This window comes from Nguyenibacter vanlangensis, assembly GCF_013376155.1.
Lineage (GTDB): Bacteria > Pseudomonadota > Alphaproteobacteria > Acetobacterales > Acetobacteraceae > Gluconacetobacter > Gluconacetobacter vanlangensis.
Window position 1 is genome coordinate 1 of the sequence record NZ_JABXXP010000564.1, and the last position, 1863, is coordinate 1863.

4 protein-coding genes are annotated in these 1863 nt (G+C 66.6%); 2 read left to right on the forward strand and 2 right to left on the reverse strand.

Annotated features, from left to right (window positions below):
* A partial coding sequence (locus HUK84_RS23305; protein WP_317135305.1) for a heavy metal-associated domain-containing protein occupies positions 1-157 on the reverse strand: 157 nt, incomplete at its 3' end.
* Positions 158-407: 250 nt separating this feature from the next.
* Between HUK84_RS23305 and HUK84_RS16680 the strand changes: the two genes are divergently transcribed.
* A complete protein-coding gene (locus HUK84_RS16680) occupies positions 408-719 on the forward strand; it encodes a hypothetical protein (RefSeq protein ID WP_246285745.1) in 312 nt (103 codons plus the stop codon).
* A gap of 19 nt (positions 720-738) precedes the next feature.
* Here the strand turns inward: HUK84_RS16680 and HUK84_RS16685 are convergent, their stop codons facing one another.
* Positions 739-1308 carry an HNH endonuclease gene (locus HUK84_RS16685; protein ID WP_176641278.1) on the reverse strand — a complete coding sequence of 190 codons (570 nt, stop codon included), beginning with the start codon at positions 1306-1308 and terminating at the stop codon, positions 739-741.
* 174 nt (positions 1309-1482) lie between these two features.
* Between HUK84_RS16685 and HUK84_RS16690 the strand changes: the two genes are divergently transcribed.
* The coding region (locus HUK84_RS16690; RefSeq protein ID WP_246285746.1) for a glutamate--tRNA ligase family protein at positions 1483-1863 on the forward strand (381 nt) is incomplete at its 3' end.

The window sequence follows — 1863 nt, forward strand, 5'->3', positions numbered from 1 at the left end:
CGTCGCCGCGTTCGATCGTCGCGGCCCCGGCGGCGAAATTCACCGCGGCTTTCGTGCCGGGCAGGCGGTTGAGCAGCCGTTCGATCCGGGCGGCGCAGGCGGCGCAGGTCATCCCTTCGATCGGCAGGGTCAGGGATCGCCCGGTTGTGACGGTCACGGCGTGGCCTCCTGGATTCCGGCGGGCCCATGTGACGGCCGCATGGAATAGGTGCGGTCCGTTGGTCGCGTCGTCAACCGGGGCGGGGTATCCGGCATGGCTGTATTGCGCGAGCGGGGGAGTCGCCGTGCCGCCGGTGCCTGTCGTCGGGACTGGCGCCATGGCGGGCTGGGCGGATGGCATGTGCCGTGCCAGAGATAAGGTGTCGGAACTGAAGTGCCACGGAAAAATGGACAGGCGGGGCAGGGTGATGAAGCGAGCGGGCGGGCTGGGGGTTGCGATGCGGGTGGGCGGGGTGTTGTTCGGTGGACTGGTGCTGCTGGCGGGGTGTGCGCCGGAGATGGGGCGCCGGCCCGGGGACACCGACATTGCCTGCCTGCGGGCGCAGATGGGCACGCCGGTGGCGCAGAGCTTCCCGCTGGCGGCCAATATGTGCCAGCGCATGACGGATCATGGCCTGGTGATCGGGTCCGAAAAGCCGCGGCCCATTCCGTTGAACCTGCGCGGGGCGCCGGACCTGCAGCAATTGGCGGCGTGGTACGGCTATCGCTACACGCGATAAGGGGATGGCGGCGGACGGGTCAGGTATCGAGTTCGCTATCCCAGTAGAGATAGTCGCGCCAGCTTTCATGCAGGTAATTGGGGGGAAAGGCGCGACCGTTTTCCTGCAATTCCCAGGTCGAGGGTTGGGAGGGCGTGCGGCGGGGATACATGTGCAACTCGTGCGGCATGCGCGAGCCCTTCATAAGATTGCAGGGGCTGCAGGCGGTGACGACATTTTCCCAGGTGGTGCGGCCCCCCTTGCAGCGGGGGATGACGTGGTCGAACGTCAGCTCGTGGGTCGGCAGGCGGTCGAGGCAGTACTGGCAGGAAAAATTGTCGCGCAGGAAGACGTTGAAGCGGGTGAAGGCGGGGCGGCGGGCGGCGGGAATGTAGTCTTTCAGCGCGATGACGCTGGGTAATCGGAGGGAGCGGCTGGGGGAGCGGACTTCCTCGTCATATTCGCTGAGGACCGAGACGCGGTCGAGGAAGACCGCCTTAACCGCGTCCTGCCAGGACCAGAGCGAGAGCGGGAAATAGGAAAGCGGCCTGAAATCGGCGTTCAGAACGAGGGCCGGGTAATGCGGACTGCCAGCAAGCAAGGGGCGCATCCTTTCGTGATGCCGCCACACCGTCACCTGGCGTTGTACTCCAAACCGAACGCCAAATGATATGCGCCGTTGAGAACCTGGCGCCTATATCGCAAAATTTGCCCGCTACCGCAAGGGATTGTGCGGTCTTTGGGATGCCGGCAGGCGGCATTGCCGCGCGGGAGAGGGGGGAGAATGGCGGCATCGTCCTGTTTTTGCGATCGAAAGCCGGGATGGGTGACGCGTTTCGCGCCCAGCCCGACCGGGTATCTGCATCTGGGGCATGCGGCGTCCGCCCTGGCGGGGTGGCGGGCGGCGCGCGAGTCAGGGGGGCGTTTCCTGCTGCGGATCGAGGATATCGACCCCGGCCGCTGCCGCCCGGAATACGAGGCGGCGATCATCGAGGACCTGGCATGGCTGGGCATCGGATCGGACGGGGACGTGCGGCGGCAGTCGGACCATCTGGCGGATTATGGGCGGGTGCTGGACGAACTGGCGTCGCGCGGGCTGCTGTATCCGTGTTTTTGCACGCGCGCCGAGATCCAGCGCGAGGCGCTGCAGGCGGCGCATGCCCCG